The sequence below is a fragment of the Micromonospora sp. NPDC005298 genome (assembly GCF_040607375.1).
GTDB lineage: Bacteria > Actinomycetota > Actinomycetes > Mycobacteriales > Micromonosporaceae > Micromonospora.
In genome coordinates this window covers 42,610-67,888 of sequence record NZ_JBEXGP010000029.1, presented here as the reverse complement: position 1 = coordinate 67,888, position 25,279 = coordinate 42,610, and the positions used below count along the sequence as shown (strand labels likewise).

The 25,279-nt window shown below is 74.4% G+C and carries 20 protein-coding genes and 1 pseudogene; 18 read left to right on the top strand and 3 right to left on the bottom strand.

Features of this window, described 5'->3' with window-relative positions:
- A pseudogene (locus ABZS77_RS27110) lies at nt 1-301 on the top strand (hypothetical protein); the annotation flags it as partial.
- Nucleotides 298-1,317 (top strand): HAD-IIA family hydrolase, encoded by a 1,020-nt coding sequence (locus tag ABZS77_RS27105; RefSeq protein ID WP_354828423.1) that lies wholly within the window; start codon nt 298-300, stop codon nt 1,315-1,317. The pseudogene ABZS77_RS27110 and the gene ABZS77_RS27105, both read left to right, overlap by 4 nt.
- 9 nt (nt 1,318-1,326) lie before the next feature.
- Here the strand turns inward: ABZS77_RS27105 and ABZS77_RS27100 are convergent, their stop codons facing one another.
- Nucleotides 1,327-1,665, bottom strand: coding sequence for an SCP2 sterol-binding domain-containing protein (locus ABZS77_RS27100; RefSeq protein ID WP_354828420.1), 339 nt, complete (start codon nt 1,663-1,665; stop codon nt 1,327-1,329).
- Between the two features lie 111 nt (nt 1,666-1,776).
- On the opposite strand from ABZS77_RS27100, the gene ABZS77_RS27095 reads away from it, so the two are divergent.
- The 5 genes from ABZS77_RS27095 to ABZS77_RS27075 all read left to right on the top strand — a co-directional run bounded on the left by ABZS77_RS27095 (nt 1,777) and on the right by ABZS77_RS27075 (nt 8,425).
- The gene (locus ABZS77_RS27095) at nt 1,777-2,397 is read left to right on the top strand and encodes a hypothetical protein (RefSeq protein WP_354828418.1); all 621 of its coding nucleotides are present in this window, start codon (nt 1,777-1,779) and stop codon (nt 2,395-2,397) included.
- A 61-nt stretch (nt 2,398-2,458) separates the two neighbouring features.
- Nucleotides 2,459-2,719: a hypothetical protein gene (locus tag ABZS77_RS27090; protein WP_354828435.1), complete on the top strand. Its 261-nt coding sequence runs from the start codon at nt 2,459-2,461 to the stop codon at nt 2,717-2,719.
- 20 nt (nt 2,720-2,739) lie between these two features.
- On the top strand, nt 2,740-3,600 hold the full coding sequence (locus tag ABZS77_RS27085; RefSeq protein WP_354828416.1) for a TlyA family RNA methyltransferase: 861 nt from the start codon (nt 2,740-2,742) through the stop codon (nt 3,598-3,600).
- A 70-nt stretch (nt 3,601-3,670) separates the two neighbouring features.
- A complete protein-coding gene (locus tag ABZS77_RS27080) occupies nt 3,671-4,558 on the top strand; it encodes an NAD kinase (protein WP_354828413.1) in 888 nt (295 codons plus the stop codon).
- A 156-nt stretch (nt 4,559-4,714) separates the two neighbouring features.
- A complete protein-coding gene (locus tag ABZS77_RS27075) occupies nt 4,715-8,425 on the top strand; it encodes a S8 family serine peptidase (protein WP_354828410.1) in 3,711 nt (1,236 codons plus the stop codon).
- Between the two features lie 61 nt (nt 8,426-8,486).
- On the opposite strand, the gene ABZS77_RS27070 is transcribed toward ABZS77_RS27075, so the two are convergent.
- Nucleotides 8,487-9,497, bottom strand: a complete 1,011-nt coding sequence (locus tag ABZS77_RS27070; RefSeq protein ID WP_354828407.1) for a helix-turn-helix domain-containing protein — start codon at nt 9,495-9,497, stop codon at nt 8,487-8,489.
- A 101-nt stretch (nt 9,498-9,598) separates the two neighbouring features.
- Between ABZS77_RS27070 and recN the strand changes: the two genes are divergently transcribed.
- The 9 genes from recN to ABZS77_RS27025 all read left to right on the top strand — a co-directional run bounded on the left by recN (nt 9,599) and on the right by ABZS77_RS27025 (nt 22,383).
- Nucleotides 9,599-11,356, top strand: coding sequence for a DNA repair protein RecN (gene recN, locus ABZS77_RS27065; protein ID WP_354828404.1), 1,758 nt, complete (start codon nt 9,599-9,601; stop codon nt 11,354-11,356).
- Between the two features lie 119 nt (nt 11,357-11,475).
- Nucleotides 11,476-12,654, top strand: coding sequence for a putative cytokinetic ring protein SteA (gene steA / locus ABZS77_RS27060; protein WP_354828401.1), 1,179 nt, complete (start codon nt 11,476-11,478; stop codon nt 12,652-12,654).
- A 27-nt stretch (nt 12,655-12,681) separates the two neighbouring features.
- Nucleotides 12,682-13,623, top strand: a complete 942-nt coding sequence (locus tag ABZS77_RS27055; protein ID WP_354828398.1) for a copper transporter — start codon at nt 12,682-12,684, stop codon at nt 13,621-13,623.
- A 43-nt stretch (nt 13,624-13,666) separates the two neighbouring features.
- The gene (locus ABZS77_RS27050; RefSeq protein WP_354828395.1) at nt 13,667-14,533 is read left to right on the top strand and encodes a hypothetical protein; all 867 of its coding nucleotides are present in this window, start codon (nt 13,667-13,669) and stop codon (nt 14,531-14,533) included.
- A gap of 1 nt (nt 14,534) precedes the next feature.
- On the top strand, nt 14,535-16,229 hold the full coding sequence (locus ABZS77_RS27045; protein WP_354828392.1) for a lipid II flippase MurJ: 1,695 nt from the start codon (nt 14,535-14,537) through the stop codon (nt 16,227-16,229).
- Nucleotides 16,226-17,395: a glycosyltransferase family 4 protein gene (locus tag ABZS77_RS27040; RefSeq protein WP_354828389.1), complete on the top strand. Its 1,170-nt coding sequence runs from the start codon at nt 16,226-16,228 to the stop codon at nt 17,393-17,395. The genes ABZS77_RS27045 and ABZS77_RS27040 overlap by 4 nt, the downstream gene beginning before the upstream one ends.
- Entirely contained in the window at nt 17,395-19,863 is a 2,469-nt protein-coding gene (locus tag ABZS77_RS27035) for a hypothetical protein (protein ID WP_354828387.1), read from the top strand. Before ABZS77_RS27040 ends, ABZS77_RS27035 begins: the two co-directional genes overlap by 1 nt.
- 166 nt (nt 19,864-20,029) lie before the next feature.
- Nucleotides 20,030-21,781 (top strand): CTP synthase, encoded by a 1,752-nt coding sequence (locus ABZS77_RS27030; RefSeq protein ID WP_354828384.1) that lies wholly within the window; start codon nt 20,030-20,032, stop codon nt 21,779-21,781.
- On the top strand, nt 21,778-22,383 hold the full coding sequence (locus tag ABZS77_RS27025; RefSeq protein WP_354828382.1) for an NUDIX hydrolase: 606 nt from the start codon (nt 21,778-21,780) through the stop codon (nt 22,381-22,383). The genes ABZS77_RS27030 and ABZS77_RS27025 overlap by 4 nt, the downstream gene beginning before the upstream one ends.
- A gap of 84 nt (nt 22,384-22,467) precedes the next feature.
- Here ABZS77_RS27025 and ABZS77_RS27020 read toward each other — a convergent pair whose 3' ends face one another.
- On the bottom strand, nt 22,468-22,725 hold the full coding sequence (locus ABZS77_RS27020; protein ID WP_252417702.1) for a TM2 domain-containing protein: 258 nt from the start codon (nt 22,723-22,725) through the stop codon (nt 22,468-22,470).
- A gap of 293 nt (nt 22,726-23,018) precedes the next feature.
- On the opposite strand from ABZS77_RS27020, the gene ald reads away from it, so the two are divergent.
- Nucleotides 23,019-24,134 (top strand): alanine dehydrogenase, encoded by a 1,116-nt coding sequence (gene ald / locus ABZS77_RS27015; RefSeq protein ID WP_354828379.1) that lies wholly within the window; start codon nt 23,019-23,021, stop codon nt 24,132-24,134.
- Nucleotides 24,135-24,154: 20 nt separating this feature from the next.
- A complete protein-coding gene (locus tag ABZS77_RS27010; protein ID WP_354828432.1) occupies nt 24,155-25,138 on the top strand; it encodes a site-specific tyrosine recombinase XerD in 984 nt (327 codons plus the stop codon).
- Nucleotides 25,139-25,279: the final 141 nt, after the last annotated feature.

The window sequence follows — 25,279 nt, the reverse complement described above, 5'->3', positions numbered from 1 at the left end:
CCGCGACGACGAGGACGACGACCGCGACGACGAGGACGACGACCGCGACGACGAGGACGACGACCGCGACGACGAGGACGACGACCGCGACGACGAGGACGACGACCGCGACGACGACCGCGACGAGGACGACGACGAGCAGGACGGCGCCGTCGGCCGCGGGGCGGACGACGAGGACCGGCACCCCGACCGGAGCGGGAACGCCGAACCGGCGGACCGGACCGAGCCGGTCACGGACGCGGTGAACACCGACGACACCGCCCCGGCTCGGGGCGACGAGTCGGAGCCGACGCAGCGGTGAGCGCGGACGCCGGGAAGCGGCTGGTCGACGGGTACACCATGGTCGTCTTCGACCTGGACGGGGTGATCTACCTGATCGACCGGCCGATTCCCGGCGCGGTCGACGCGGTGGCCCGGCTGCACGCCGAGGGGCGGGCGGTGGCGTACGCGACGAACAACGCCTCCCGACGGTCCAGCGAGGTCGCCGACCTGCTGACCGGGATGGGGGTGCCGGCCCGGCCGGAGGAGGTGCTCACATCTGCGGCGGCGTCGGCTGAGCTGCTGCGGGACCGGCTGCCCGCCGGCGCGCCGGTGCTCGTGGTCGGCGCGGAGGCGCTGCGCGCGGAGTTGCGCGCGGTCGGCCTGACCCCGGTGTCCCGGGCCGACGAGAAGCCGGCGGCGGTGGTGCAGGGGTACGGCCCGCAGGTGGGCTGGGCCGACCTGGCCGAGGCGTCGGTGGCCGTGCGGTCGGGCGCGATCTGGATCGCCACCAACACCGACCGGACCCTGCCCAGCGGTCGGGGACCGCTGCCCGGAAACGGCTCACTGGTGGCCGTGCTGCGGACCGCGTTGGAGCGGGACCCCGACGTGGTGGTGGGCAAGCCAGAGCCGGCGCTGTTCGAGACCGCCGCACGGCGCAGCGGCGGCGGCCGGGCGCTCGTCGTCGGTGACCGTCTGGACACCGACATCGAGGGCGCGCGCCGGGCCGGGCTGGACAGCCTGCTCGTGCTCACCGGCGTCCACGGCGTACCCGACCTGCTGGCTGCCGGCCCGCACCGGCGACCCACGTACGTGGCGCGGGACCTGGCGGGACTCTTCGACCCGGAGGGCGTCGTGGCGGTCCCGGGGCAGGCCGCGGGGTGGTCCGTCACGGACCGGGACGGGTCGGTGGAGCTGGCCGGCTCGGGTCGGCCGTTGGACGCGCTGGCCGCGCTCTGCGCGGCGGCCTGGTCGGTGCCGGAGCTGCCGACGATCCGCGCGGTGGGCGCCGACGCGGCCCACGCCCTGGAGAGCTTCGGGCTGCCCAGCGGCGGGTGAGACGGCTCGTCAGAGCAGCTTGCGCAGCTTCAGCAGGTCGAACGGGTTCGCCTTGATCGACACCCGGCGGGAGGTCACCGCGTTGGTGACGTCCAGGTCACCGCGGACCAGGGCCAGCAGGTCGTCGCTCGACGTGCTCAGCGCGATCTTGGCCTTGGGGTCGTCGCCGTCGGTCAGCTCGACCAGCCGGCCGCCGCTGATCCGGCCGTGGAACGCCGTGTGCAGGTCGGTGATCCGGCAGGCCAGCGTCCGGTCCAGGTCGATCCGTTCGCGTACCGTCTCGGCGTTGCGATCCAACCGGACGGCCAGCTCCTGCAACGCCTGCCGGCACTCGTCCACGCTGGCCACATCTCCCCCTCGCTGATCGCCACGCCGTCCTCGGCACCGTACCGCACAGGACAGTCCGGGGTGCCCGGTAGCGTGACACCTGGATACCCCGTCCCATGGAAGGAAACCGGCATGCAGGACGCGTGGCGCGCCTACCTCGAGCTGGCCATGGGCCTGGCGGAGGCGCCCCGGAAGAAGGCCCAGGACGTGGCGCGTCGTCTCGTCGGCTCCGGCGGCGCGACCGCCGCCCAGCTCCAGGCGCTCGGCGAGGAGCTGGTGAGCACCGGCGCGGCCAACCGGGAGGCGCTGACCAAGCTGGTCCGGTTCGAGGTCGACCGGGCGCTCGGCGCGGTCGGCCTGGCCACCGCCGACGAGGTGGCCGAGCTGACCCGGCGGGTGCGCGACCTGGAACGGCAGCTCCGCGAGGCGCGGGCGGTCGAGCCGGCCACCGCGCCACCGGCCGACCCCACGCCACCAGCGACCGGCCCCACGCCATCGCCTGACCCGACCCGCGCCGCGCAGCCGGACGCGGGCCTGGTGCCGTCGGACGGTCCGGCCGGTGCTCCCGTCTCCGCGCCGGTGGCGAAGAAGGCCGTCGCGAAGAAGACGGTCGCGAAGAAGGCCGTGGCCAAGAAGGCCATCGCGCGCAAGCCGCCCGCGACGATCAGCCGTACCAGCGACGAGACCCCGACTCCGGCGGCGATGCCGGCGAAGAAGGCCGTGCGCAAGCCCCGCCCGGACGGTGAGTCGTGACGTCCGCGTCGTCCCGGCGGAGCGCCCGGTGACCGGCGACGTCCGGCCGGGGCCGCCAGGGGTGCGCCCCGGACCTCCCCCCGCTGCCCGCCCCGGCCCGCCGGCCGGTGGGTTCGGCGTGCGACCCGGGCCGCCGGCCAGCGTCCGCCCCGACCTCGACCTGGGCGGCGACGACGCGGACACCGCGCGGCACCCGGCGGTCGACGCCGCCGTGCGGGCCATGGAGAACGCGGCGACGCTCGCCCCGGCCGACCAGATCGCGCAGTACGAGGCGGCCTACGAGACGCTGCGGGAAACCCTCGCCACCATCGACCAGACCTGAGCGAGACCGGAGAACCACCCATGGCACGTCGCAACCGGCTCGACGCCGAACTGGTCCGCCGTGGTCTGGCTCGCTCCCGCGAGCAGGCCGCCGCGCTGGTGGAGGCCGGCCGGGTCCAGCTGCGCGGGGTGCCCGCGCGCAAGGCCGCCGCGATGGTCGATCCCGCCGATCCGTTGCTGGTCACCGGCGAGGACCCCACCGAGGAGTACGTCTCACGCGGCGGCCACAAGCTGGCCGGCGCACTCGCCGCGTTCGGCCCCGCCGGGCTGCGCGTCGCCGGCCGCCGCTGCCTGGACGCCGGCGCGTCGACCGGTGGCTTCACCGACGTGCTGCTGCGCGCCGACGCCGCCGAGGTGGTGGCCGTGGACGTCGGCTACGGGCAGCTCGCCTGGTCGCTGCGCACCGACGACCGGGTCCGCGTCCTGGAGCGCACCAACGTCCGTACCCTCGAACCGGAGACGATCGGCGGGCCGGTCGACCTCACGGTGGCCGACCTGTCGTTCATCTCGCTGCGGTTGGTACTGCCGGCGTTGGTCGGCTGCACCCGCGACGACGGTGACCTGGCGTTGATGGTGAAACCGCAGTTCGAGGTCGGCAAGGACCGGGTGGGCGCCGGCGGTGTGGTCCGCGACCCGGAGCTGCGCGCCGAGGCGGTGCTCGACGTGGCGGCGGCGGCGCGGCAGCTCGGCCTCGGCCTGGCCGACGTGGCGGCCAGCCCGCTGCCCGGGCCGAGCGGCAACGTGGAGTTCTTCGTATGGTTGCGCCGGGGCGCACCACCGGCCGACCCGCAGCGGGTGCGGGCCGTGGTGGCGGCCGGGCCGGACGGCCCGACGACGGCCGGCGACGTGCCGGCCGCGGCGGCGGAGGAGGTCGCAGGGTGAACGCGTACAGCGGGCGGTGCGCACCGGCACGCGACCGTGCCGGGGCGACGGCGGACGGGCGGCCGGTCCGATGAGTGATCGCACGGCGCTGCTGGTGACCCACACCGGTCGTCGGCGCAGCACCGAGCACGCCCGGTCGGTCGCCGCCGACCTGATCGCGGCGGGTTTCGAGGTACGGGTGGTCGCCGACGAGGCCGACGACCTGGACCTGCCCGGTGTGGTGCCGGTGGCCGGCCCGGAGGCCGCCGAGGGCGCCGAGATCGTGTTCGCGCTCGGCGGGGACGGCACCTTCCTGCGCGCGGCGGAGCTGGCCCGGCCGGCGAAGGCGCCGCTGCTCGGCATCAACCTCGGCAAGGTGGGTTTCCTGGCCGAGGCGGAGATCGACGACCTGGACACGGCGGTCCGGGACGTGGTCGGCCGCAACTACACGGTGCACGAGCGGCTCACCCTGGACGTCACCGCCGAGTTCGACGGCGGCCCGACCATCGAGTCGTGGGCGCTCAACGAGATAAGCGTCGAGAAGGGCGAGCGGGCGCAGATGCTCGAACTGCTCGTCGACGTGGACGGCAGGCCACTGTCCCGCTACGGCTGCGACGGTGTCGTCTGCGCCACCCCCACCGGCTCCACCGCGTACGCGTTCTCCGGCGGCGGGCCGGTGGTCTGGCCGGAGGTGGAGGCGCTGCTGCTGGTGCCGATCAGCGCGCACGCGCTGTTCAGCCGCCCGCTGGTCACCGCGCCCACGTCCACCTTCGTGATCACCGTGGATCCGTTCACCACCCTCGCCGTGCTCTCCTGCGACGGCCGGCGGGTCTACGACCTGCCGCCCGGTGCCCGGGTCACCGTGCGTCGGGGGGCTCTGCCGGTGCGCATCGTGCGGCTGCGGGCACGCCCGTTCACCGACCGGCTGGTCGCCAAGTTCGGCCTTCCCGTGCACGGGTGGCGCGGCAGCCGCAGGTGACCGTCGGGCACACCGTGTGTGCACGGATGTTGTCCACCTGACGACATGTCGCCGCTGCGGCGGCCGGCGACTAGTGACCTGGTGACGGGCTCCGTCGCAGACTCCGATCGGCCCACATCCACGGATGGGGGCCCACAGGAGTAGAGGAGCACATCCATGCACTGGTCCCCACGCTGGCTCACCGCTGGCGCGGTCGGCGCGCTTGTGGTCGGGCTCGCCGCACCGGCGTCCGCCGACCCGCCCGCCGGCCCCAACCCGGCCCCGAGCGCCCCGGGCGCCGCGCCCGTCCGCGTCACCCTGATCACCGGCGACCAGGTCGAGCTCGCACCGGCGGCGCCGGGCCGGGTCGCCGCCACCGTCCGGCCGGGACCCGGGCGTGAGCGCGTCATCTTCCAGACCCTGGAGGTCGACGGTGGGCTCCGGGTGCTGCCCAGCGACGCGGTGCCCTACGTCTCCAGCGGTGTCCTCGACGGCAACCTGTTCGACGTGCAGCAGTTGGCCGCCGACGGCTACGGCGACGCCGCGCAGGGCGACCTGCCGCTGATCGTCCGCTACCAGGAGCCGGCCGCCGGGCGGGTCCGGCCGCTCGCCGTCACCGCCGACGCCCGCCCCCTGGCGAGCATCAACGGCGCCGCGTTGCGGGTCGGCAAGGGCGAGCTCGGTGGCCTGTGGACGACGCTGGCCGCCACACCGGCCACCCGCGCCACCGCCGCCGCCCCCACGCTGGGTGGCGGCATCGCCCGCGTCTGGCTGGACGCCCGGGTACGCCCCGCCCTGGAGCACAGCGTGCCGCAGATCGGCGCGCCGCAGGCGTGGGCGGCCGGCCGGGACGGCAACGGCGTCACGGTGGCCGTCCTCGACACCGGCGTCGACGCCACCCATCCCGACCTGGCCGGGCGGATCGCCGAGGCGCGGGACTTCTCCGACAGCGGCAGCGCCCGGGACGGTCACGGCCACGGCACCCACGTGGCGGCCACCATCGCCGGCAGCGGCGCCGCGTCGGAGGGCCTGCGCAAGGGCGTGGCGCCCGGTGCGCGGCTGCTGGTCGGCAAGGTGCTCGACGACGGCGGCTCCGGCAGTTCCTCGGCGATCATCGCCGGCATGGAGTGGGCCGCGCACTCCGGCGCGAAGGTCGTCAGCATGAGCCTCGGCGGCGACCCGACCGACGGCACCGACCCGATGAGCCAGGCGGTCAACGACCTGACCGCCGAGACCGGCGCGCTCTTCGTCGTCGCCGCCGGCAACGCGGGCGCCGCGCGTACCGTCGGCTCTCCGGGCGCGGCCACCGCGGCGCTCACCGTCGGCGCGGTGGACCGCGCCGACAACCTCGCCGAGTTCTCCAGCCGCGGGCCGCGTCTCGGCGACAACGGCCTCAAGCCCGAGATCACCGCGCCGGGCGTCGGCATCGTCGCCGCGCGGGCCGCCGGCACCACCATGGGTACGCCGGTGGGCGACGCCTACACGACCGCGTCGGGGACCTCCATGGCCACCCCGCACGTGGCCGGCGCGGCGGCGATCCTCGCCCAGGAACACCCCGACTGGGCGGCCGGGAAGCTCAAGGACGCCCTGGTCAGCACCACGAAGGCAAACCCGGCGCTGACCGTCTTCGAGCAGGGCGGCGGCCGGGTCGACGTGGCGCGGGCGCTCACCCAGCGGGTGTACGCGTCATCCACAGTCGACTTCGGCCGGATCTCCACCGGCGGCGGGGCCGTCGAGCGGACCGTGACGTACACGAACGGCACGAAGGCCGCGCAGACCCTGCGCCTGGCCCTGGACCTGCGCAACCTGGACAGCGGAGCGGCCGAGACCGACGGTGTCGCCGTCGGCTCCGGCGAGATGAGCGTGCCGGCGGGTGCCAGCGTGGCCGTACCGTTGCGCGCCGACCCGGCGAAGCTGGGCCGGGGACCGCACGGCGGGTGGCTGGTGGCGACCGGTACGGACGGCGTCGCCGTGCGGACGCCGGTCGGGCTCACCGTCAGCGGCCCTCTGCACCAGGTCACCGTCAAGGTGCTGGACCGGCAGGGTCAGCTGACCCTCTCGCCCGGGCTGACCCTGTTCGGCGAGCAGCCCGAGTCGGACTACTGGGGCTGGTGGCCGGGTGAGGGCACCCTCCAGGTCGAGGAGGGCACGTACCTGCTGACCGCGCTGGTCGAGCACGGCGCCCCGCTGGACGAGCAGATGACCCAGACCGTCGAGCCGGAGCTGGTCGTCGACCGGGACCTGACCGTGGTGCTCGACGCCCGCAAGGGCACGCCGGTGCGGATCGAGACGCCGAAGCCCAGCGAGCAGCGGGCCACGCTCAGCTTCTACGTGCACCGGGTGTTGGGCAACGGCCGGCAGATCGACCACGGTGTGATGGCCTACAGCACCGTCCAGCAGGTCAACGTCACGCCCACCCGGCAGGTGCGCCAGGGTGAGTTCGAGTTCGCCTCGCGCTGGCAGCTCGTCGCGCCGATGGTGGACGCGACGGTCAGCGGGGTCTCCGGCCCGTCGGACATCAACCTGCTGGGCACCTCGCCGGCACCGACCGGTCGGCGCAAGCTGCCGCTGGTCTGGGCCGGCACCGGAACTCCCGGCGAGCTGACCCGGGTGCGGGGGGCCGCCGCGTTGCTCACCGCCGACCCGGACCTCTCCGAGGAGGAGCAGGTGGCCGCCGCCGCGAAGGCCGGCGCCGCGGTGGTGCTGATCGTCCGGCCGGAGGACTTCTCCGCGTGGACGGTGTGGCGGCCGGGCGGGGAGCGCCTGCCGATCCCGGCGATGGTCGTCGCGTACGACGATGGGCAGCGGCTGATCGCGGCGGCGCGCCGGGGTCGGGCGACGCTGGACCTGACGCTGACCGTGGACAGCCCCTACCTGTACGACGTGTGGCAGGTGTCGAAGGGCCGGGTGCCCGAGCGGATCGTGCACACGGTGACCGCGAGGAACACCGCCGAGGTGACCGCGAGCTACGCCGACATGGGCGCGGGCTGGGCCACGGAGGAGCGGTTCGGCTGGCGGCCGTGGCAGGAGTACGCCTGGAACGACGACCAGCGGATGGTCCGCAACGGGACCACCCGGCAGGAGTTCGTCAGCGCCGGGGACAACTGGTGGCAGCACCGGGTGTTGCACAAGTCGATGTTCATGCAGTGGGGGCAGTTGACCGGTGGTCTCACCGAGGCGCCCCGGCGGTACGACGCCGACGACCGGGAGCGCGAGACCTGGCACGCGTCGGTGGTCCGTCCGGCCGTACCGGCCGGTGGGGCCTCCGTGCCGACGCGCACCGGTGACAGCCTGGACCTGCGGGTGCCCGAGTTCGTCGACGCCGACGGCCACTACACGGTGGCCGGGAACAGCGAGGAGTCGGACACCGTCGAGGCGCGGGTCAGCCGCGACGGGCGGCAGATCGCCGACCTGTCCGACGGCTGGGCGCCGGTGCCGACCGGCGCGGCGGCGGCACGCTACCGCCTGGACCTGACGACCCGGCGGGCGTCGGCCGCGTGGCGCTACGCCACCCGTACCGAGACGGCCTGGGAGTTCACCTCGGCGCGGCCGTCGGGTGGCGCCGCCGTCCCGCTGTCGCTGTTGCAGGTGGACTACCGGGTGCCGGCCGACCTGTCCAACACGGTTCGCGGCAACCGGTCGCACCAGGTGGGCCTGACCCTGCGCCAGCCGGCCGGGGTGCCCGCGCCGACGGGTACCAGCGTCCGGGTGGAGGTCTCCTTCGACGGGGGCGCCACCTGGCGGTCCGCGCCGACCCGAGGCTCGGGCACCCGGTACACGGCGACGGTGCCGGCCGGGCGGGGAACGGTCTCGCTGCGGGTGCACGCCCGCGACCGGGCCGGGAACACCGTCGAGCAGACCGTGGTCGACGCGTACGGGCTGCGCTGAGGTGTGCGGGCGGGGCGGCTCCGGCCGTCCCGCCCCGTTCGCGCCCGAGGCCGCGCCGGCGTCAGATCCAGCCGCGGCGGGCCACCTGGAACGCCAGCCCGGGGCGGGTGTCCACGCCGGCGGCGTCCATCAGGTCGGCGAGCCGCCGTTGCACGGTCCGCCGGCTCACGCCGAGCTGGGAGGCGATGGACTTGTCCGGCACGCCGGCCACGAACAGGGACAGCAGACGCGCCTCGTCGGCGTCCGGCCGGTACCCGTCGGCCGGGCCTGCGGTGTGCGGGCCGCCGTCGGTCGCGTCGGTGAGCGGGTCCTCCAGCCGCAGCCGGGTGGCCATCCGCCAGTGGCTCTCGAACAGGGCGAGCAGCGCGTCGAGCAGTTGACTGCGGCCGATCACGGCGGCGCTCGGCTCGCCGCCGTCGCGGTCGGGCACCAGCGGGCAGATGGCGGTGTTGGCGTCCACGATGGCCAGTCGGACCGGCAGTCGGTCCAGGACGCGGGCCTGTTCGCCGGCGCCGACGCCCTTGGCCAGGTCGGCGAGCGCGCCCGGTTCCAGCAGCAGTTCCCGTTCGTAGATGGCCCGGTAGCTCACCCCCCGGGCCAGCGCGTCGAACTCCTCCACGTTCTCCGGCCCGGCCATGGCCAGGGGGTTGGCCCGGCAGAACCAGAGCACCTCCGTACGCGCCGAGTTCTGCAGGTCGCGCAGCCGGTCGCGGAGCACCCGGGTGCCGGTGATCACCTCGACGAGGTGGTCGACGTGGTGCCGGCGCAGCCCGGAGCGGTACTCCTCGGCCAGCTGGGTGACCCGCCGGCGGGCCGCCTCCAGGTCCTCCTGCCGGCGCAGCAGTGCCGCGCCGAGGGCGACGTCCGGGGCGTTCGGGCGCAGCGGAGCGTCCGGGTCGGCGTCGGTGGGCTGCACCAGGCCCTTGGCGCGCAGCGCCCGCACCTCGGCCACGACCTGCGCCCGCGGCCGGTCCAACCGGCGGACCAGCTCGTCGATCCGGGCGGTGGTGAGCTGCAACAGGCAGCGGTACAGCTCCTCCTCGGCGGGGGTCAGGCCGATCACGTCCAACACGGGGCAGAACTGTACGTCGGCCAGGTGGGGGCGGCGTCGCGGCCCACCGACGGGCCCGTCGGCTGGTCAACTGTCGGGCCACGCGTCTACTGTCGGGTGCTGTGCTGGAAGAGCTGCGCATCACCGGGCTGGGCGTCATCGACGACACGACGCTGCCGCTGACCGGCGGCATGAACGTCATCACCGGCGAGACCGGTGCGGGCAAGACGATGGTGGTGACCGGTCTCGGCCTGCTCTTCGGTGGCCGGGCCGACGCCGGACGTGTCCGTGCCCAACCCGGCCGGGCCGTGGTGGAGGGTCGGCTGCGGCTGGAGGGTCGGGTCGCCGACGCGGTGTACGCGCGCATCACCGACGCCGGCGGTGAGCCCGACGAGGACGGCTCGCTGCTGTTGAGCCGCACGGTGACTGTCGAGGGCCGCTCCCGGGCGCACGTCGGTGGCCGCAGCATGCCGGTGTCGATGCTCGGTGAGGTCGGCGAGCAGGCGGTGGCCGTGCACGGCCAGTCCGACCAGTTGCGGCTGCTGCGCCCGGCCGAGCAGCGCGCCGCGCTCGACCGGTTCGCCGGCCCGGCGCACGAGAAGCTGCTCGACGCGCTGCGCGAGGCGTACACGGGGTGGCGGCGGGTCGTCGACGACCTGGCCGACCGGCGGCGCAACGCCCGCGAACGCAACCAGGAGGCCGACCTGCTGCGGCTCGGCCTCGACGAGATCACCCGGGTCGACCCGCAGCCCGGTGAGGACGACGAGCTGAAGACCGAGGCGCAGCGGCTGGAGCACGCCGAGGGGCTGCGGACGGCCGCGCAGCTGGCCCAGGTGTGCGTGGCCGGCGGCGCGGAGGCGGCCGACGAGACACCTGACGCGGCGGCTCTGCTCGGCACGGCCCGGCGCACCCTGGAAGCGCAGGCCGGCACCGATCCGGCGTTGGGCGAGTTGGCGGCCCGGCTGGAGGAGGCCGCGACCCTGGTCACCGACGTGTCCGCGGAGCTGTCGGCGTACCTGGCGACGCTCGACGCGGATCCGGCCCGGTTGCAGCACGTCTACGAGCGGCGGGCCGCGCTGCGCGCGTTGACCCGCAAGTACGCCGACGATGTCGACGGGGTGATCGCGTGGGCCGATCGGGCCCGCACCCGTCTGTCCGATCTGGACATGTCCGACGACCTGCTCGACGAGTTGGAGCGCGAGGGCCAGCGGTTGGCCGGTGAGGTGGCCGAGCTGGCCGGCCGGGTGTCGGCGTCGCGGCAGGAGGCGGCTGTGCGTTTCGCCGACCAGGTCACTGTCGAGCTGGCCGGTCTGGCCATGCCGCACGCCCGGATCGAGGTGGCGGTGCTGCCCCGCCCGGCGGGTCGCGCCGAGCCGGCGCTGTCGGTCAACGGGGTGGAGGTGGGTGTCGGCCCGGACGGCGGTGACGAGGTGGAGCTGCGGTTGCTCGCTCACCCGGGCGCCCCGTCGTTGCCGTTGCAGCGCGGCGCGTCAGGTGGCGAGTTGTCCCGGGTGATGCTCGCCATCGAGGTGGTCTTCGCCGGCTCGGGTGGCCCGCCCACGCTGGTCTTCGACGAGGTCGACGCCGGAGTCGGCGGTCAGGCGGCGGTGGAGATCGGCCGGCGGTTGGCCCGGTTGGCCCGCAGTCACCAGGTGTTGGTCGTCACCCACCTGCCGCAGGTGGCCGCATTCGCCGACCGGCATCTGGTGGTGGCGAAGGACACCGGTGGCGCGGTGACCACCAGTGGCGTACGGGTGGTGGAGGACACCGAGCGGGCCCGGGAACTGGCCCGGATGCTCGCTGGTTTGCCCGACTCGGATCTGGGTATCGCCCACGCCGAGGAGCTTCTCGCGGTAGCCGCGAAGGAAAGGCGGCCGTGACACCGCGTATTGTGAGCGCAAGCACACCGGCTTGCGCCGGTGTGTGCTTCCCTGGGTAGGCGGCCCTGCTCAGGCATGTCGCGACAGAAAAGCCTGCCTCACATGCCAGGATGGTCACGATGCGTCTACCCACGTTGCGCCGGAACCGAAACGCCGAGCCGGGCCGAGTGCTCGGCACCGCGCGCCTCGATCGCCGGACAAAGCGCCTGGTCGGCCGGCTGCGTCCGGGTGACATCGCGGTCATCGACCACGTCGATCTGGACCGGGTGGCGGCCGATTCGTTGGTCGCCGTCGGTGTCGCGGCGGTCCTGAACGCCAAGCCCTCGGTGTCCGGGCGTTACCCGAACCTCGGCCCGGAGGTGTTGGTCGCCGCCGGAATTCCCCTGCTCGACGACCTCGGTGAGGGCGTCTTCGAGCGGATCCGCGAGGGCGACCAGGTGCGCATCGAGGGCAACACGGTCTTCGCCGGCGACGAGCCGGTGGCGCACGGCACCCTGCAGGACGCCGAGTCGGTCGCCAAGGCGATGGCCGACGCGCGGGAGGGTCTGTCGGTGCAGTTGGAGGCGTTCGCCGCCAACACGATGGACTACCTGCGCCAGGAGCGCGACCTGCTGCTCGACGGTGTGGGCGTACCCGACATCGAGACCCAGATCCAGGGCCGGCACTGCCTGATCGTGGTGCGCGGCTACGACTACAAGGCCGACCTGGACGTGCTGCGCCCGTACATCCGGGAGTTCAAGCCGGTGCTGATCGGTGTCGACGGCGGCGCGGACGCCCTGGTCGAGGCCGGCTACACCCCCGACATGATCATCGGGGACATGGACTCGGTCACCGACGACGTGCTGCGCTGCGGCGCCGAGGTGATCGTGCACGCCTACCCGGACGGGCGGGCGCCCGGTCTGCCCCGGGTCAACGGCCTCGGCGTGCCGGCGATCACCTTCCCGGCCGCGGCGACGAGCGAGGACCTGGCGATGCTGCTGGCCGACGAGAAGGGCGCGTCGCTGCTGGTCGCCGTCGGCACCCACGCCACGCTCGTCGAATTCCTGGACAAGGGTCGTGGCGGGATGGCCTCCACGTTTTTGACCCGGTTGAAGGTCGGCGGCAAGCTGGTCGACGCCAAGGGCGTGAGCCGGCTCTACCGGCAGAGCATCTCCGGTTCGTCGCTGCTGCTGCTCGTGCTGTCGGCGATCGCGGCGATGGCGTCCGCGGTGGCCGTCTCCACCGTCGGCAAGGCGTACCTGGGCGTGGTCGCCGAGTGGTGGGACAATTTCGTGTTCCAGCTGTACCGGCTCTTCTAGTTCCCGAGCGATCAAGAGGCTGCAAGCGTGATCAACTTCCGCTACCACGTGGTGTCCCTCACCGCGGTCTTCCTGGCTCTGGCGATCGGCCTGGTGGTCGGCACGGCCGCCCTCAACGGCCCGGTCGCCGACTCACTCAAGGAGCAGGTCACCGGGCTGCGCAAGGACAACCAGCAGTGGCGCCAGACGGTCAGCAACATGGAGAAGCAGCTCGGGCTGGAGGAGGAGTTCGCCGAGGAGATGTCCCAGGTCGTCCTGCCGGGCACCCTCACCGGACGCCGGGTCGTGGTGCTCAGCCTGCCCAACGGGCGTGACCACACCGAGGGCGTGCTCAAGAAGCTCCAGCTCGCCGGCGCCACCATCACCGGCCGGGTCGATTTGCAGGACAAGTTCATCAACCCGGACAACAACTCCAACCTTCTGGAACTCGCCGTCACCGCCGCCCGGCCGACCGCGCAGACCACCGGCCTGCCCGGCAACGGGCACGGCGTGGAGACCTCCAGCGCCCTGCTGGCGAGCGTCCTGCTGGACCGCACACAGGGCACCGCGCCGGTCAGCGACGCCGACCGGCGGGCGGTGCTCGCCGCGTACAACAACGCCGGCTACCTGACCACCGACAGCAACAAGGTCACCGGCTCGGCGGAGGCGGTCGTCGTGGTCAGCGGACAGCCGTACGTGGACAAGGACTCCGACAAGCGGGACGAGTCGGTCGTCAAGATCGCCGAGCAGTTCGACCGGACCGGCTCGATCGTGGTGGGCGGCAACGGCTCGGTCGGCGGCAACCTGGTCTCCGTGGTCCGTGGCGACCCGGTACTCGCGCAGACGATCTCCACGGTCGACAACGCCAACACCGTGCAGGGCCAGCTGGTCACCAGCCTCGCCCTGGTGCAGCAGCTCACCGAGAAGAAGGCGGGCCAGTACGGCGTGGGCGACAACGCCGCCTCCCTGCTGCCTAGACTGCCCCAGTGAGCGAACGACGTACCTCCGTGTCCGTAATCGAGAAGGTGGCGGCGTGAGGGCGCTGGGCCGGCTGCTGATCGCCGGCGCTGGTGCCGCGGTGGCCCGGTACGCGCTGCGCGAGGTGCGCGGCGCCCCGGTCGGGCCCGCGCTGGAGCGCACCAACTTCCGTGGCCGGGCGGTGACCCTGGCCGCCGGGCCGGCGCTCGCCGTCGGCGCGGCCACCGTCGGCGCGTTCGGCGCGACCAGCGGCGCCTCGGGTGGGGCGGCCCTGGTCGCCGGCCTCGGCGCGGGTGGCGTGGGGCTGTACGACGACGTGGTCGGCGGCCGGCCGGAGCAGAAGGCGGCGAAGGGCTTCGCCGGTCATCTCGCCGCCCTGCGCGAGGGACGGGTCACCGCCGGCATGGTCAAGGTCGTCGGCGTGGGCGCCGCCGGGCTGGGCGCCGCCGCGCTGCTCGCCGCCGACCCCCGGGTCGCGGCGCACCCGCGTCGGCAACGCCACGGCACGTTCGCTCGGGGCGTCGACGTGCTGCTCGGCGCCGGCGTGATCGCGGGCACCGCCAACCTGCTCAACCTGCTCGACCTGCGGCCCGGCCGGGCCATCAAGTCCGGGCTGCTGCTCGCCGCGCCGCTGGCCGGCGGCCCGCACGGCGGGATCGCCGCCGGGGCGGCCGGCGCGGCCGCGGGCCTGCTCCGCGACGACCTGGCCGAGGACGTCATGCTCGGCGACAGCGGCGCGAACGCCCTCGGGGCGCTGCTCGGCGTCGCGCTCGCCGCCCGCACCGGCCCCCTCGGCCGGGCCGGTGCGCTGGCCGTGCTCGCCGGGCTCACCGCCGCCAGCGAGAAGGTCAGTTTCACCTCGGTGATCCAGCAGACCCCCGGGCTGCGGGAGCTCGACGCACTGGGCCGGCGCGCCGACTGACGTGACCAGACCGGCACCCCTCGCCGGCGCCGGCCGGCTGGCCGGGGCAGCCGCGCTCATCGCCGCCCTCACCGTGGCCAGCCGGCTCGCCGGCTTCGGCCGTACCGCCGTGTTCACCTGGAGCCTCGCGCCTACCGACCTCGGCGGCGCCTACGTGGTGGCCAACGCCGTACCGAACTTCATCTTCGAGATCGTCGCCGGGGGAGCCCTGGCCAGTCTCGTCGTACCGCTGCTGGCCGGCGCGGTCGCGGCCGGCGACCGGACGGCGGTGGCCCGCACCACCGGCGCGCTGCTGACCTGGACGTTGGCCCTGCTGGTGCCGCTCGCGCTGCTCGTGGTGTTCGCCGCCGGGCCGGTGATCGGGCTGCTCGGCGACGGGTTGAGCGCCGCCCAGCAGCAGAGCGGCGTACGGATGCTGCGGGTCTTCGCGCCGCAACTGCCGTTGTACGGCGTCGGCATCGTGCTCGCCGGTGTGCTCCAGGCGCACCGTCGCTTCGCCTGGCCGGTGCTCGCCCCGCTGCTGTCCAGCCTCACGGTGATCGTGGTCTACCTGGGCTTCACCGCGACCCAGGGCCGGTACGCGACGGTGGGCGGTGTCAGCCCCGACGGTGAGCTGCTGCTCTCCGCCGGCACCACCCTCGGTGTGGTGGTGCTGTCGTTGTCGCTGCTGATCCCGGTCCGGCAACTGCGGCTGGGGCTGCGGGCCGGCTTCGGGTTCCCTGCCGACGCGCGGGCCCGGGTGGGCGCCCTGGCGGTCGCCGGCGCCGTCACCGTCACCACGCAGCAGCTCGCGCTGATCGTCAGCCTGAACCAGGTCACCGTCGGCGCGGTCAGCAACCCCGGCGTCTACAACCTGGCGCAGACCGTCTACCTGCTGCCGTGGGCGGTGCTGGCGGTGCCGCTGGCCATCGCCGCGTACCCGACCCTGGCGGCGGCGCACACGACGGGCGACGAGGACACGTACCGTTCGACGCTCGCCCCCGCCGTGCGCGGCGTGCTCCTGTTCAGCTGCCTCGGCGCGGCCGCGCTGGTCGGGACCGCCGGGCCGGTCGGGCACTTCTTCTTCCCCGGGTCCGCCACGGCCGCCTCGACCGCCGCCGCCGCGATCATCGGGTACGCCCCCGGCCTTCTCGGGTACGGCCTCTTCGCGGTGCTCACCCGGGCGCTCTACGCCCGGGGCGAGACCCGGGCGGCCACCGGCGCGACGGCCGTCGGCTTCCTGGTGGTGCCGGCCGTCGTCCTGCTGTTCGGTGCGCTCCTGCCGGTACGGGACCGGGTCCTCGCGGTCACCTCCGCCAACTCGGTGGGGATGCTGGTGCTCGGGGCGTTGCTGCTCACGGCGGTGCGGCGCAGCGCCGGCCGCGCGGCACTTCGCGGCGCGGCGCGGGCCGGGACGGCCGGTGCCCTCGCCGGGGCGCTCGCCGCGCTCGCCGGACTGGGGGTCACCCGGCTGCTCGACACGCCGGACGGCGGCACCCCGACGATGGCTGCGGCACTCGGTCAGGGCATGCTGTCCGGGGTTCTGGTCGGGGTGGTGTTCCTCGCCGTGGTCTGGTTCGTCGACCGGCGGGACGTACGGCCGCTGCTCGCCGGGGCGCTGCGCCGCCTGACCCGGCGGGGGCCGCGACAGCCCGACGGCGGGTCGACGCCGACCGCGCCGGAGCGGGGCGACGGGAAGGAGACGGTGGGCCAGTGAGCGGGGGACGTGAGCCAGCTCTGCCGGCCGGCTGGTCGGGCAGTGTCGCGTTGCTACTCGCCTCCAGCACCGGTGGCGTCGGCCAGCACGTCCGCTCGGTGGCCCGCGGGCTCGTCGAGGCCGGAGCGCGGGTGCTGGTGTGCGGGCCGGCGGCGACGCAGGAACAGTTCGACTTCGTTGGCGTCGGCGCGCGGTTCGAGCCGGTGGAGATCCCGGCCAGCCCGACGCCCGCCGACGCGCGCGCGGTGCTCGCCGTGCGTCGGGTACTCGCCGACGCCCGGGTCGACGTGGTGCACGCCCACGGCCTGCGCGCCGGGCTGGTCGCCGTGCTGGCCCGTCCGTCTGCCCCGCTCGTGGTGACCTGGCACAACGCGGTCCTCGCGGGTGGGCTGCGCGGGGGGGTGTCCCGCCTCGTCGAGCGGGTGGTGGCCCGGGGTGCCCGGGTGGCCCTGGGCGCGTCCGAGGACCTGGTGGACCGGGCCTCGGCGCTGGGTGCCGCGGACGCCCGGCTCGCCCCGGTCGCCGCGCCGACCCTGCCCGCGCCCCGTCGGCGTCCGGCGGCGGTCCGGGCCGAGTTCGGCGTACGACCGGACCAACCGTTGATCGTGTCGGTGGGCCGGTTGCACCCGCAGAAGCGCTACGACGTGCTCATCGACGCGGCGGCCCGCTGGCGTACCCGGACACCGCCACCGGTGGTGGTGATCGCCGGCAGCGGCCCGGCGTACCTTCCGCTGGCCGCCCGGACGTCCGCGGCCCGCGCGCCGGTGACCCTGCTGGGGCACCGCACCGACGTGGCGGATCTGCTCGCCGGCGCCGACCTGGCGGTCGTGAGCAGCGACTGGGAGGCGCGGCAACTGTTCGCGCAGGAGGCGTTGCGTGCCGGCGTACCCCTGGTGGCCACCGCCGTCGGTGGGCTGCCGGATCTGGTCGGGGACGCCGCGGCGCTGGTTCGGCCCGGTGACGTGGACGCCCTCGACGCGGCGGTGCGCGCCCTGCTCGACGATCCGGCGGCCCGCGCCGAGCTGGGACGCCGGGGCGCCGAGCGGGCCCTGACCTGGCCCACTGAGGTGGACACTGTGGCCGCGCTGACGGCGCTGTACGCCGAGCTGACCGCCGCCCCCGCCGGTCCGGCGGCCACCCGGGCGCCCAGAACGGGACAGCGCTGATGTTGCGTCGACTCGCGCCCGCCGTGTTGACGTTGCTCGTCGTGACGTTGGGTGTCGCCGGTCTGGCCGTGCGGCCGCCGCAGGGCACTCCGCAGCGCACCGCCGACTTCGTGGTCCTCGCCGGTGTCGCCGGTCTGCGCTGGGAGGACGTGGATCCGCAGCGCACCCCGACGCTGTGGCGGATGGCCCAGCAGGGCGCGATCGGTTCGCTGTCGGTGCGGTCGGCGCACCGGCCCACCTGCCCGGTGGACGGGTGGCTGACCCTCGGCGCGGGCAGCTTCGCCGGGTGGAACGGCAGCCGGCCCGACGGTGGCTGCCCGGCCGCCGGGGTGGCCGTGGAGCAGCCGGACGGCATCGGCGCGAACCTGCCGGAGCAGGAGAGCGTGGTCCAGTACAACCAGCAGCGGCTGCCGTGGAACACCATGCCCGGGTCGCTGTCGGAGTCGGTGCGCTGCTCGGTCGCTGTGGGTCCGGGGGCGGCCGTGGCCGCCGCGCGACCGTTCGGGCGGGTCGACCGGTACGCCTCGGCGCTGCCGGACGACCCGCGTGCGCTGCTCGGCTCGTGTGTGCTGAGCATCGTCGACCTGGGCACGGTCGCCGGGACCGATCCGGCGACGCGCGCCGAGCAGGCCCGCGCGGCGGACGTCCAGCTCGCCCGGGTGGTGGCTGCCCGCCCACCGCGGTCGCTGGTGATGGTCGCCGGCATCTCCGACACCGCCCTGCCGTCGCGGCTGCACGTGGTGGTCGCCGACGGCCCGGGCTGGGATCGGGGGTGGCTGACGTCGGCCAGCACCGGCCGGGACGGGTACCTGCAACTTGTCGACCTCGCGCCGACCGCGCTCGCCGCGTTGGGCCGGCCGATGCCGGAGCGGCTCTTCCTTGGCCGGCCGGCGGTCAGCACGGGTGACCGTCCGGCCGACCTGACCGACGCCGTCACCGCCCCGGCGGACGCCGACCGGGAGGCGGCCGCCCAACGGACCGTCTCCGGCGGCTTCTTCACCGTGCTCGCCGTGGTGCAGGTGCTGCTGGCCCTGGCGGTGCTGCCGCTGCTGCGCCGGGCGCGGCCGCACGCCGGGCCGGCCGGTCCGACGCCGGCGCCGGCCCGGCTCGTGGCGGTGGTCGAGGTGCTGCTGGTGGCGGCGGCGTTGACGGTGCCGGCGGCGCTGCTCGCCGACGCGGTGCCCTGGTGGCGTGGCGAGCATCCCGGCTGGATCTTCGCGGGCGTGACCGCGCTGCTGGTGGCGGCCGGTACGGCGGCGGTCCGCTTCGCCCCCGGCTACGCGGGCACCCTCGGCCCTCTCGGCGCGGTGGCCGGCCTCACCACGCTCGTCGTGGGGCTGGACGTGCTCACCGGGGCGCGGCTGCAACTCAACGGCGTGGTGGGCTATTCGGCCCTTCAGGGTGGCCGGTACGCGGGTCTGAGCACCGTCGGGTTGGGCGTGCTGCTCGCCGGGGCGCTGCTGAGCGGGGGCTGGCTCGCCCAGCGGGTTCCCCGGGGCTGGCGACCCGCGGTGATGATGGCCGTGGGCGGCCTCGCCGTGGTGGTCGTCGGCAGCCCGTACCTGGGCGCCGATCCGGTGGGGGCGATCGCGCTCACCGCAGGTCTGAGTGTGGCCGCGGCGATCAGCGCCGGCGGTTGGCTGACGATCAGCAGGTTGGCGTGGGCGTCGATGGCCGCCCTGGCGGTGGGTGTCGGCTTCGCCGTGGTGGACCTGCGCCGTCCACCGGCGGAGCGGGGCAGCCTGGGCCGGTTCCTGTCGGCCATCGGCGACGGCACCGGTGGGTTCGCCGTGCACCGGTCGAGCACGGAGAACTTCGAGACACTCGTCAACAGTCCGCTGACGGTGCTGGCGTTGGCCGGTGGGCTGCTGGTGTGGTTCGCGTTGTTGCAGCCGTGGGGCGGCCTGATGCGGCTGTTCGGCATCTACCCGGCGGTCCGGGCGGCGCTTGCCGGCACGGCCGTCGCCGCGGTTCTCGGTGGGGTGCTCGACGGCGCGGCGCTCGACGTCGCCGGGGCCGCCGCCGCGCTTGTGGTGCCGATGGCGGCGCTGGCCTCGCTGCGGGTGCTCGGGCACGCCGCGGACCGGACCCGTCCGAACCTGGGCCGCCCACGCGCCGACGGCGCGGGTTCCGCCGACAGCGCCGGCGATGCCGCAGGCCCCGGCGGCGACTCTGGCCCCGGCGGCGACACGGACCCGGGCGGCGACGCGGGGCCCGGCGACACGGGTTCCGGCGGTGTCGGTCCGGCCGGTGGCGGCGGCCCGACCGGCGGTGGTGGCCCGCTGGGCGCGGTGCATCCCCGCCCGATCAGCGGCCCGCCCGCGAGCCCGCCGCGGCCACCTGTCGACACGGCGGTCCAGCGGCGACCGGACGTCGACGACGCCGGGGAGCCGACCGCCGGGGAGCCGACCGCCGTGGTGCCGCCCCGGCAGGTGACCCGGTCATCGACCGAGGTTGCCGCTCCCTGAGCGTCAGGTCCCGTCGCGGGGGACCCCGGTGGTGTCGCAGCCGGGGTGCGGCCTGTGGGTGACGGCCCGGGAGGTGTTACCGTCGAATCCCGTGGATCGCGTGATCACTTTTGCTGATCAAGCACGGCGGTCTGCATGACCGCGACAGACGACACGGGAGCAGGCCTTGGCCCCATCAGCACGGACGACCAGGCACATTTTCGTCACCGGGGGCGTCGCCTCCTCGCTGGGTAAGGGCCTCACCGCCTCCAGCCTCGGCAACCTGCTGACCGCGCGCGGGTTGCGCGTGGTGATGCAGAAGCTCGACCCCTACCTGAACGTCGACCCGGGGACGATGAACCCGTTCCAGCACGGCGAGGTCTTCGTCACCGAGGACGGCGCCGAGACCGACCTCGACGTCGGGCACTACGAGCGTTTCCTGGACCGGGCGCTGTCCGGCAAGGCGAACGTCACCACCGGCCAGATCTACTCCGACGTGATCGCCAAGGAGCGGCGCGGCGAGTACCTGGGCGACACCGTCCAGGTCATCCCGCACATCACCAACGAGATCAAGTCGCGGATCCGGGCGATGGCCGACCCGGACGAGGACGGCCAGCAGCCCGACGTGGTGATCACCGAGGTCGGCGGCACGGTCGGCGACATCGAATCGCTGCCGTTCCTGGAGGCGATCCGTCAGGTCCGCCACGACCTGGGCCGCGACAACTGCTTCTACCTGCACGTGTCGCTGGTGCCGTACCTGGCGCCGTCGGGGGAGCTCAAGACCAAGCCGACGCAGCACTCGGTCGCCCAACTGCGCAACATCGGTATCCAGCCGGACGCCATCGTGCTGCGCTGCGACCGGGAGATCCCGGTGAAGCTCAAGGAGAAGCTGTCGCTCTACTGCGACGTGGACGCCGAGGCGGTCGTCGCCGCCCCGGACGCCCCGAGCATCTACGACATCCCGAAGGTGCTGCACCGCGAGGGGCTTGACGCGTACGTGGTGCGCCGGCTCGGGCTCTCCTTCCGGGACGTGGACTGGACCAGCTGGGACGACCTGCTGGAGCGGGTGCACCGGCCCCGGCACACGGTCACCGTGGCGGTGGTCGGCAAGTACGTCGACCTGCCCGACGCGTACCTGTCGGTGAGTGAGGCGATTCGCGCGGCGGGCTTCGGCCACCGGGCACGGGTGCAGCTCAAGTGGGTTCCCAGCGACGAGTGCGTCACCCCGGCCGGCGCGGCGGCGGCCCTGGCCGGAGTGGACGGCATCCTCATCCCCGGCGGCTTCGGCGTACGCGGCATCGAAGGCAAGATTGGCACCGCCCGGTACGCCCGCGAGAACGGCATCCCCCTGCTCGGCCTCTGCCTCGGCCTGCAGTGCATGACGATCGACGTGGCCCGGCACCTGGCGAGCCTGGACGGCGCGAACTCCCTCGAGTTCGACGAGCAGGCCGCGCACCCGGTCATCGCCACCATGGCCGACCAGGAGGACATCGTCGCCGGCAAGGGCGACCTGGGCGGCACCATGCGGCTCGGGGCGTACCCGGCGACGCTGACCGAGGGCTCGATCGTCGCCGAGGCGTACGGCAGCACCGAGATCAGCGAGCGGCACCGGCACCGCTACGAGGTGAACAACGCGTACCGGGACGCACTGACCAAGGCCGGCCTGCACATCTCCGGCACCTCGCCGGACGGCCGGCTTGTCGAGTTCGTCGAGTTGGACCGGAGCCTGCACCCGTTCTTCGTGGCCACGCAGGCCCACCCGGAGCTGAAGAGCCGCCCGACCCGCCCGCACCCGCTGTTCGCCTCGTTCGTGAAGGCCGCCGTGGCGTACTCGCAGGCCGACCAGCTGCCCGTCGACCTGGACCCGGCGACGGAGGCCCCGACGACGCGCAAGGCCGCCCGCAACGGCGCCGCGTCGAAGGCCGCGTCGACCTCGTGAGCGACCTGGAGCACCGCTACGAGGTCCGTTCCCGCCAGGAGCGGTATCGGGGGCGGATCTTCGACGTGGTCACCGAGGAGGTGACCATGCCGGGCGGTGGGACCGGGGTGCGTGACCTCGTCCGGCACGTCGGGGCGGTCGCCGTGGTGGCGCTCGACGACGCCGGTCAGGTGGTGCTGATCCGGCAGTACCGGCATCCGGTCGGTCGGCACCTGTGGGAGCTGCCGGCGGGGCTGATGGACGTCTCCGGCGAGGAGTTGCCGGCTGCCGCGCTGCGGGAGCTGGCCGAGGAGGCCGACCTCACCGCCGGGCGGGTCGACGTGCTTGTCGACCTGCACAGCTCGCCCGGGTTCACCGACGAGATCGTCCGGGTCTTCCTGGCCCGGGACCTCGGCGACGTACCTGTCGACGAGCGGCACGAGCGCCACGACGAGGAGGCCGACCTCCAGGTGGTGCGGATCGACCTGGACGAGGCGGTCGCCATGGTCCTGGCCGGCGAGGTCACCAACGCGTCGGCGGTGGCCGGGCTGCTCGCCGCGGCCCGCGCCCGGGACACCGGCTTCACGGCGCTGCGCCGGGCGGACGCGCCGCTGCCACGCTGAGCCCCGCCGCCGGTCCACCCGGCGGGGGTACGCGCGAAAGGGGCCCCGCGGTCAGCCGCGGGGCCCCTTCGTCGGTGCGGGCGGTCAGTCGCGCAGCGGGCGACCCTGCGCGTCGGTGCCGCCGTTGACCAGGATGAGGATGCCGTCGATGACGCCCCAGAGGGCGCCGACACCGCAGGTCACGATGCTCACGACGAGCTGGAGAACGGCGATCTTGGTGTGTCCGGTGTAGAACCGACCGGCACCGAAGGTGCCGAGCAGGATGCCGAGGATGCCCGCGACGACCTTGCTCTTGTCGGAGTAACCCGGGGCGTACCCGGGCTGGTAAGGAGGAGTGGTCATGGGCGGTCACATTAGTGATCCACTCGGCTGCTGTCCGCACCGCCACCCGGCAGATGGGACGATAATGGCCGAAGATTGTCCTGACGGCTGAGGCGACGCTCCACCGCCGTACCGGGCCGGTGCCCTGACACATCGTCAGGACACCCGGTCACCGGATGCCACTGTGCTGGCTGGCGGCGGCTTCGGGCGCGCCTAGACTGCCGCCGGCGGGACCGGTGGACCGCGGTGGCAATGGGGCCATCGCGGCACCGAGCAGTCGGGGGAGAGCAGCCCCGAAGAGAGGTGTCTGCATCGTGAAGGTCGGAATCCCACGCGAGGTCAAGAACCACGAGTACCGCGTGGCGATCACGCCAGCGGGTGTCAACGAGTTCACCCGCAGCGGTCACCAGGTCTTCGTCGAGTCCGGCGCCGGGGTCGGCTCCAGCATCACCGACGAGGAGTTCGCCGCCGCCGGCGCGAAGATCCTCGCCACCGCCGACGAGGTGTGGGAGACCGCCGAGCTGGTGCTCAAGGTCAAGGAGCCGATCGCCGAGGAGTACCACCGGATGCGCGAGGGGCAGGTGCTCTTCACCTACCTGCACCTGGCCGCCTCGAAGGAGTGCACCGACGCGCTCATCGACCGCAGGGTCACCGGCATCGCGTACGAGACCGTCGAGCTGCCCGACCGGTCGCTGCCGCTGCTCGCCCCGATGTCCGAGGTCGCCGGCCGGCTCGCCCCGCAGGTGGGCGCCTTCTACATGATGCGTACCGGCGGTGGGCGCGGTGTGCTGCCCGGCGGTGTCTCCGGCGTGTACGCCGCCAAGACCGTCGTCATCGGCGCCGGCGTCTCCGGCATGAACGCCGCCGCCATCGCGCTGGGCCTGCAGTCCGAGGTGCTGCTGCTGGACAAGAACGTCGCCCGGCTGCGGTCGGCCGACGCCATCTACCGGGGTCACCTGCAGACCGTCGCGTCGAACGCGTACGAGGTCGAGCGGGCGGTGCTCGACGCCGACCTGGTCATCGGCGCGGTGCTGGTGCCCGGCGCGAAGGCCCCGACGCTGATCTCCAACGAGCTGGTCTCCCGGATGAAGCCGGGCAGCGTGCTCGTCGACATCGCGATCGACCAGGGCGGCTGCTTCGAGGACTCGCATCCCACCACGCACGCCGACCCGGTCTACAAGGTGCACGAGTCGATCTTCTACTGCGTGGCGAACATGCCCGGCGCGGTCCCGAACACCAGCACGTACGCGCTGACGAACGTCACGCTGCCGTACGCCCTGGAGCTGGCCAACCAGGGCTGGCGGGAGGCGCTGCGCAGCGACCCGGCGCTGGCGCTGGGCCTGAACACCCACGCCGGTCGGGTCACCTACGGCCCGGTCGCCGAGGCGCACGGCATGGACGTGCTCCCGCTGGCCGACGCGCTGAACTGAGCGGTGGCGGGCTGACCGGCATCGCGGGCTCCGCCGGCGCGGACGAACGGTCCGCGCCGGCGCTGCGTCGTGCGGTACGCGCCTACCTCGACCACCTGACCGTCGAGCGCGGCCTGTCCGCGAACACCCTGGCCTCGTACCGCCGGGACCTGGACCGCTACCTCGCGACCCTCGCCGACGCCGGCGTCGCCGACCTCGCGTCGGTCGGCGCCGGCGTCGTCGAATCGCACCTGGCCCGGCTGCGCGCCGGCGACGACGAGCACCCGCCGCTGGCGGTCTCCTCCGCCGCCCGGGCGGCCAGCGCGGTCCGCGGCCTGCACCGCTTCGCCCTGCGCGAGGGCCTGACCGGCGCCGACCCGAGCCGCGACGTCCGCCCGCCCACCCCACCACGTCGGCTGCCCCGCGCGCTGGGAGTCGACGACGTGGTCCGGCTGCTGGAGTCCGCCGGAGCGGTCACCGCGACCGGCGTTGACGCGCCGCTCGCGCTGCGCGACCGGGCGCTGCTGGAGTTCCTGTACGGCACCGGCGCGCGGATCTCCGAGGCGGTGGGCGCCGCCGTCGACGACCTGGACGTCGACGAGGGCACCGTGCTGCTGCGCGGCAAGGGCGGCCGGATGCGGCTGGTGCCGATCGGCGGGTACGCCGTCGAGGCGGTGCGCGCCTACCTGGTGCGGGCCCGGCCCGGGCTGGCCGCGGCGGGCCGGGGCACCCCCGCGGTGTTCCTCAACGCCCGGGGTGGCGCGCTGTCGCGGCAGGGCGCCTGGATGATCCTGCGCCGGGCCGCCACCCAGGCCGGACTGCCGGTCGACGGACCCGCCGCGGTGTCCCCGCACACCCTGCGCCACTCGTACGCCACCCATCTGCTCGACGGCGGCGCGGACGTGCGTGTGGTCCAGGAACTGCTCGGCCACGCCTCGGTGACCACCACCCAGGTCTACACGCTCGTCACCGTCGAGCGGCTGCGCGAGGTGTACGCCACCGCCCACCCGCGCGCCCGGGGCTGAGGCCGCCGGGTCACGGTCGGTCCCGACACGCCGGGCCGGTGCCGAACGCCCTGCTGGTCGGTGGCGTACAGTCGGCATCGGCGCGGACCTCCTGGGGCGACACGACCGGGGTGCGCAGCGGCGCCGCGAAGGACGTCGGAC

Coding starts and splice junctions, on each gene's coding strand:
- ABZS77_RS27095 (WP_354828418.1), top strand. CDS start 1,777: ATGCAGGACGCGTGGCGCGCCTACCTCGAGCTGGCCATGGGCCTGGCG.
- ABZS77_RS27035 (WP_354828387.1), top strand. CDS start 17,395: ATGTTGCGTCGACTCGCGCCCGCCGTGTTGACGTTGCTCGTCGTGACG.
- ABZS77_RS27075 (WP_354828410.1), top strand. CDS start 4,715: ATGCACTGGTCCCCACGCTGGCTCACCGCTGGCGCGGTCGGCGCGCTT.
- ABZS77_RS27085 (WP_354828416.1), top strand. CDS start 2,740: ATGGCACGTCGCAACCGGCTCGACGCCGAACTGGTCCGCCGTGGTCTG.
- ABZS77_RS27080 (WP_354828413.1), top strand. CDS start 3,671: ATGAGTGATCGCACGGCGCTGCTGGTGACCCACACCGGTCGTCGGCGC.
- ABZS77_RS27020 (WP_252417702.1), bottom strand. CDS start 22,725: ATGACCACTCCTCCTTACCAGCCCGGGTACGCCCCGGGTTACTCCGAC.
- steA (WP_354828401.1), top strand. CDS start 11,476: ATGCGTCTACCCACGTTGCGCCGGAACCGAAACGCCGAGCCGGGCCGA.